The sequence below is a fragment of the Micromonospora foliorum genome (genome assembly GCF_022229015.1).
GTDB classification, from domain to species: Bacteria; Actinomycetota; Actinomycetes; order Mycobacteriales; family Micromonosporaceae; genus Micromonospora; species Micromonospora foliorum.
On sequence record NZ_JAKKFF010000344.1, the window covers coordinates 1 to 6,131 of the forward strand.

5 protein-coding genes and 1 pseudogene are annotated in these 6,131 nt (G+C 71.9%); 5 read left to right on the forward strand and 1 reads right to left on the reverse strand.

Going from position 1 to position 6,131, the window contains the following annotated elements; translation table 11 throughout:
* Positions 1-523, reverse strand: a 523-nt coding sequence (locus tag PSH25_RS23725; protein WP_238661174.1) for a glycerate kinase, incomplete at its 3' end; no start/stop codon positions are given.
* Positions 524-591: 68 nt separating this feature from the next.
* On the opposite strand from PSH25_RS23725, the gene nadA reads away from it, so the two are divergent.
* From nadA to PSH25_RS23750, 5 genes and pseudogenes are all read left to right on the forward strand, one after another.
* Positions 592-1,791: a quinolinate synthase NadA gene (nadA, locus tag PSH25_RS23730; RefSeq protein ID WP_238661171.1), complete on the forward strand. Its 1,200-nt coding sequence runs from the start codon at positions 592-594 to the stop codon at positions 1,789-1,791.
* Positions 1,792-2,003: 212 nt separating this feature from the next.
* The gene (gene murA / locus PSH25_RS23735) at positions 2,004-3,359 is read left to right on the forward strand and encodes a UDP-N-acetylglucosamine 1-carboxyvinyltransferase (RefSeq protein WP_030337972.1); all 1,356 of its coding nucleotides are present in this window, start codon (positions 2,004-2,006) and stop codon (positions 3,357-3,359) included.
* A gap of 112 nt (positions 3,360-3,471) precedes the next feature.
* Positions 3,472-4,065 carry a DUF3043 domain-containing protein gene (locus PSH25_RS23740; protein WP_238661172.1) on the forward strand — a complete coding sequence of 198 codons (594 nt, stop codon included), beginning with the start codon at positions 3,472-3,474 and terminating at the stop codon, positions 4,063-4,065.
* A gap of 166 nt (positions 4,066-4,231) precedes the next feature.
* Positions 4,232-4,792 (forward strand): helix-turn-helix domain-containing protein, encoded by a 561-nt coding sequence (locus PSH25_RS23745; RefSeq protein WP_238661173.1) that lies wholly within the window; start codon positions 4,232-4,234, stop codon positions 4,790-4,792.
* 382 nt (positions 4,793-5,174) lie between these two features.
* Positions 5,175-6,131, forward strand: a pseudogene (locus tag PSH25_RS23750) (hypothetical protein); the annotation flags it as partial.

Below are 6,131 nucleotides of genomic sequence, written 5' to 3' on the forward strand. Positions count from 1 at the left end.
CCAGCGCGTCGAGCGCGGCGAGCGCAGCCCCGCCGTACGGCAGTGCGGCGCCGCCCTGGTCGAGGGGGGTCACGCCCAGCGCGGCGAGCATTCCGGCGCCGGCGTCGTTGGTGCCGGAGCCGCCCAGCCCGATCACCACCGTGCGGGCACCGCTCTCCACCGCGGCGGCCACCAACAGACCCAGCCCGTACGACGTGGTGACCTTCGGGTCGCGTTCGGCCGCGGAGAGCAGGTGCAGGCCGCACGCCTGCGCGCTCTCCAGATAGGCGGTCGCGCCGTCGGCGGTGAGCAGGATCTCACCGGCCGCCGGTCGGCCCAACGGATCGACCGTCGACACCGGCACCCGCCGGCCGCCGAGGGCTTCCGCGAGCACCTCCACGAAGCCCGGCCCGCCGTCGGCGAGCGGTCGGATCAGCAGATCGTCTCCGTCGGTGACGGTGCGCCAACCGGCGGCGACCGCGGCGGCCACCTCCGGTGCGGGCAGGGTGCCGGCGAACTTGTCCGGGCAGAGCAGCACGCGCATGCCGAGCAGTGTGGCAGCCCACACCGAGCGAGGCTGCGTCGCGCTCGCGCTGTGGGACCATGGGCTACGTGACTTCGACCTGGGTGGAACCCTCCAACACGGCGACGGCTCTGCTGCTGCTCGGCCGGGGCAGCGACCCCGACACCGAGCGCGGCGTCGAGTGTCCGGGCGACCTGCCGGCGCCCAGCGACCCGGATCTGGTGGCCCGTGCCACCGCCGCGAAGGCGAAGCTGGGCAGCAAGGTCTTCGTGCTGGGGCACCACTACCAGCGCGACGAGGTGATCCAGTTCGCCGACGTGACCGGCGACTCGTTCAAGCTGGCCCGGGAGGCCGCGGCCCGCCCGGACGCGGAGTACATCGTCTTCTGCGGCGTGCACTTCATGGCCGAGAGCGCCGACATCCTCACCACCGACACCCAGCGGGTGATCCTGCCCGACCTCGCGGCGGGTTGCTCGATGGCCGACATGGCGGTCCTGGGCCAGGTCGAGGCCGCCTGGGACACGCTGACCGAGCTGGGCATCGCCGGCGAGACCGTGCCGGTGACGTACATGAACTCCTCGGCCGACATCAAGGGTTTCGTGGGCCGCAACGGCGGTGTGGTCTGCACCTCGTCCAACGCCAAGCGCGCCCTGGACTGGGCCTTCGAGCAGGGCTCGAAGGTGCTCTTCCTGCCGGACCAGCACCTGGGTCGTAACACGGCGGTGCTGGAGATGGGCCTGTCGCTGGACGACTGCGTGCTCTACGACCCGCACAAGCCCGGCGGCGGGCTCACCCCGGAGCAGCTGCGCGACGCCAAGATGATCCTCTGGCGGGGGCACTGCTCGGTGCACGGCCGGTTCACGCTGGACAGCGTCAACGACGTACGGGAGCGGGTGCCGGGGGTGAACGTCCTGGTTCACCCGGAGTGCCGGCACGAGGTGGTGACGGCCTCCGACTACGTCGGCTCCACCGAATACATCATCAAGACGATCGAGGCGGCTCCGGCCGGCTCGGCGTGGGCGCTCGGCACCGAGCTGAACCTGGTCCGCCGGCTCGCGCTGGCGCACCCGGACAAGCAGATCATGTTCCTGGACAAGGCCGTCTGCTACTGCTCGACGATGAACCGGATCGATCTGCCGCACCTCGTCTGGGCCCTGGAGGAGCTGGTCGCGGGGCGGGTCGTCAACCAGATCACGGTGGACGCCGACACGGCGCACCACGCCCGGGTCGCGCTGGACCAGATGCTCGCCCTGCCCGGCGCGGACACTCCGCCACCGACGGAGTCCTGATCACGATCCGTAGCGCTCTTGGTACGCAAAAGTGCCGGATCACCGATTAATGCCACACACGCCGATGTGACCGAGTCCTTTTTCGTCACCGAGGGCTATGCTCCCCAAGCGACGACACACGCGGGCCGTTTCGACATGGCCGCATCCGGGGTAGCGAGAAGGTTCAGGCGCCCCACCATCAACACGGCAGCACCGACGCGCTGGAGGTTGCGTTGACCGACGACGTCCTGGTTGTGCACGGAGGCACTCCGCTCGAAGGGCGGATCCGCGTGCGCGGCGCGAAGAACCTGGTATCGAAGGCGATGGTCGCCGCGCTGCTCGGCGACAGCCCGAGCCGACTGTTCGACGTGCCCAAGATCCGCGACGTCGAGGTGGTGCGAGGTCTGCTCGGCCTGCACGGCGTCAAGGTGACCGACGGCACCGAGGACGGCGAGCTCGTCTTCGACCCGGCGAACGTGGAGAGCGCGAGCACCGACCAGATCAACGTGCACGCCGGTTCCAGCCGGATCCCGATCCTGTTCTGCGGCCCGCTGCTGCACCGCCTCGGGCACGCGTTCATCCCCGACCTGGGCGGCTGCCACATCGGCCCGCGCCCGATCGACTTCCACCTCCAGGCGCTGCGGGAGTTCGGTGCCACGGTCGACAAGCGGCCGGAGGGGTTGCACCTGTCCGCGCCGAACGGGCTGCACGGCACCAAGTTCGCCCTGCCGTACCCGAGCGTCGGCGCCACCGAGCAGGTGCTGCTGACCGCCGTGATGGCCGAGGGCGTCACCGAGCTGCGCAACGCGGCGGTGGAGCCGGAGATCATCGACCTGATCTGCATCCTGCAGAAGATGGGCGCGATCATCAAGGTCCACACCGACCGGGTGATCGAGATCCAGGGCGTTCCCAAGCTGCACGGCTACACCCACCGGCCGATCCCGGACCGGATCGAGGCGGCGAGCTGGGCGGCCGCCGCCCTGGCGACCCGTGGTCACGTCGAGGTGCTGGGCGCGCAGCAGGCCGACATGATGACCTTCCTGAACATCTTCCGCTCGGTCGGCGGCGAGTACGAGGTCACCGACGCCCGCGCACCGAAGCTGGGCGACCCCGGCCAGGAGGGCGGCATCCGCTTCTGGCACCCGGGTGGCGAGCTGAACGCGGTGGCGCTGGAGACCGACGTACACCCGGGCTTCATGACCGACTGGCAGCAGCCGCTGGTCGTGGCGCTGACCCAGGCCCGCGGCCTGTCGATCGTCCACGAGACGGTCTACGAGCAGCGGTTGGGCTACACCGAGGCCCTCAACTCGATGGGCGCCAACATCCAGGTCTACCGGGACTGCCTCGGCGGCACCCCGTGCCGCTTCGGCCGGCGCAACTTCAAGCACTCCGCGGTGATCGCCGGGCCGAGCAAGCTGCACGCCGCCGACCTGGTCATCCCGGACCTGCGGGCCGGGTTCAGCCACCTGATCGCGGCGCTCGCGGCCGAGGGCACCTCCCGGGTGTACGGCGTGGACCTGATCAACCGGGGCTACGAGGACTTCGAGGCGAAGCTCGCCGACCTGGGCGCGCACGCCGAGCGTCCGTAACCTCGGTCACCCTTCGCTCTCTCCGACGGCTCCAGGTCGCGCTGCGACCTGGAGCCGTCTGTCGGTGCACCGCGATGTGCGGCGGGCGCGGGCGGTTGGCTACCCTTGCCGCGTGCCGTCGCTCTTTCGCCGCAAGTCCACCGACCTCGTCGACGAGGCCGTCACCTCGGTGACCCCCGAGGAGACCGCTGAGCGTTCCCGGGGTTACACCCCGGCCAAGGGTCGGGAGACGCCCAAGCGGCCCACCGCCGGCCGTCGGCCGGCCGGCCCCACGCGCCCCCTCACCAAGGAGGAGGAGCGGGAGCGTCGCCGCCAACTGCGCGCCGAGGCCGCGTCGGAGTTCCGCCGCGAGGGCGGCCCCCGCGACCGTGGCCCGGAGCGGTTGTTGGCCCGCAACGTGGTCGACTCCCGGCGTACCGTCGGCACCTGGTTCTTCGGCGGCGCGCTGATCGTGCTGGTCGGGTCGAACGCGGCCATGCCGCCGCTGGTCCGGTTGGTCTCCAACGTGCTCTGGGGCGCGCTGGCGCTGGGTGTGGTCGTCGACTCGGTGCTGATCTGCCGCAAGATCAGCAAGCTGGTCCGGGAGCGCTTCCCGAAGACCGACCAGCGGATGGGCTCGCTCTTCCTCTACGCGGTCATGCGGTCGATCACCTTCCGGCGGATGCGCGCTCCGGCGCCCCAGGTCAAGCTGGGCGACAAGGTCTGAACCCCGGGCTCCCGCAAGATCCCCGCAAGATCAGCGAAACTGCTGCCTCAGGCATCTCAGAGGCAGCAGTTTCGCCGTAACTGCGCGGATCCTGTCGTGCGTTCATCATGCTGAACGGGTCGCCGCTGTTCGCCACACCGAACGTTCGACCCAATGGAGCGAAGGCATGCCTTCGGAACCGGCTGCGCCGCTTGCCACCATCGCCGCCGCCCTGCGCCGGGAGCGGGAACGGGTCGGCATCTCGCTGACCGAGCTGGCCCGCCGGGCCGGGGTGGCCAAGTCCACCCTCTCCCAACTGGAGTCGGGCACCGGCAACCCGAGCGTGGAGACGCTCTGGGCGCTGGGCGTCGCTCTCGGGGTGCCGTTCAGCCGGCTGGTGGAGCCCGTCGACGAGCCCGTACGGGTCATCCGGGCGGGCGACGGGCCCGACGTCCGCTCCGAACAGGCCGACTTCAGCGGAAAGCTGCTCAGCGCCGGCGCGGCGCACCTGCGCCGGGACGTCTACCTGATCAGGCTGGAACCGGGCGCGGTCCGAACCGGCCACGGACACACCCCGCGCAGCGTCGAGCACGTGGTGGTCGCCGCCGGCCGACTGCGGGTAGGGCCCGAGGGTGCGCCGGTCGAACTCGACCCCGGCGACTACGCCACGTTCCCCGGCGACGCCCCGCACCGGTACGAGGCGCTCGCTCCCGGCACCTTCGCCGTCCTCATCATGGAGCATCCCTGAACGAGCCCCCGATCCCGCCGGGGCCAGGTGGTCTTCGAGTGCGGTAGGGTCGGAGTCCAGATTCGGTTATAGGACCAAATGTCCGAAACCAATGGGATAACGTTTGCGCCGGTGGGCGGCACCACAGTGGCGGTGAGCGAGCCCACGCCGTTACCCTCCATCCGCAGCCACGGCCTGCCGGAGCGGCGACCTGACCGGCACGTGCGGCCCCAGCGCGACAATTTGCAACGAGGTGACAACGCGTGAGCGAGCGGACGCGAGCCGGCCACCGGGGCGTGGCAGGCGGCGACCGGACGCCCAGCGGTCACCCGACGGCGGCTGCGGACAGCTCACCCCCGGCGAGGATCGGCCCGGCGGCCGGGTGTGGCGACGGGCTCGACGGATGAACGGCCGCTACACCGACCGGTGGCCGGACCCGAACGAACCGTCCTGGGTGGTCGAACCGACCACCGAGTGGCACCCCCAGTTCCCCGGCCAGCGCTACCCCGGCGACATCGGCATGCCGCACCAGCCGCCGCCGCGCGGCCGGGCGACGGTGTCCGGTCGCGCCGAGGTGCCGCCGCTCGCCCCCACCCGCCCGGACGGCACCTACCTCGGCCGGTCGTGGTCCGACGAACCACCGGCGGAACAGGCACCCCAGGGCCGGTCCTGGGTGGACGACGAACCGGACGAGACACCTACCTACGGCCGACCCCGCGGCGACGAGCGGCCCGCGGACACGTCCGCCTACGGCCGGCCCGACAGCGCCGACTCCCGCCACTACGACCATGAGCCGTACCGTCGTCCGCTGCCCGAGCCACCCCGCCGCGACGAACGCCGCTCCCCCGAGTCGGACCGGCGTACCGCCTGGTCCGACCGACGCCCTGCCGACGAGCGGGGACCCGCGCGGGAAGCCGCCTGGCACCGGGACCAGCCCACCCCCGATCGGTACGACAGCCGCCGTCCCCGGCAGGAGCCCACCGAGCGGGATCGGGGTTACCGGGGCACACCGCCGGTCTCCCCCGCGCCCCGAGCAGAACCCGGCTGGGTGCCCGAGCCGGACGACGCGCCACGTCGGCGCGGCACACCGGAACGACCGGCGGCTGGCTACGAACGGCACCCCGGCGACGGGTACGGCGTCCGACCCACCCGCGACCACGACGGCCGGATCGCCGACGCGGTCGACCCGTGGGCACCGGTGGACGGCCGCACGCGGTACCGCGCCGACGGGTACCCGGACCGGACCGCCGACGACCCGCGCCGCCCAGAGCCGCGCTACCGCCCGGACGAGGGGATCGGGGCAGCGCCCGCGCCCAACGGTGGACGACGGCGTCGCCCCGAGCCGGACCTGCCCGACCAG

Bases quoted from the DNA above. Each gene is read 5' to 3' on its own strand.
- PSH25_RS23745 (WP_238661173.1), top strand. From the start codon at position 4,232: ATGCCTTCGGAACCGGCTGCGCCGCTTGCCACCATCGCCGCCGCCCTG.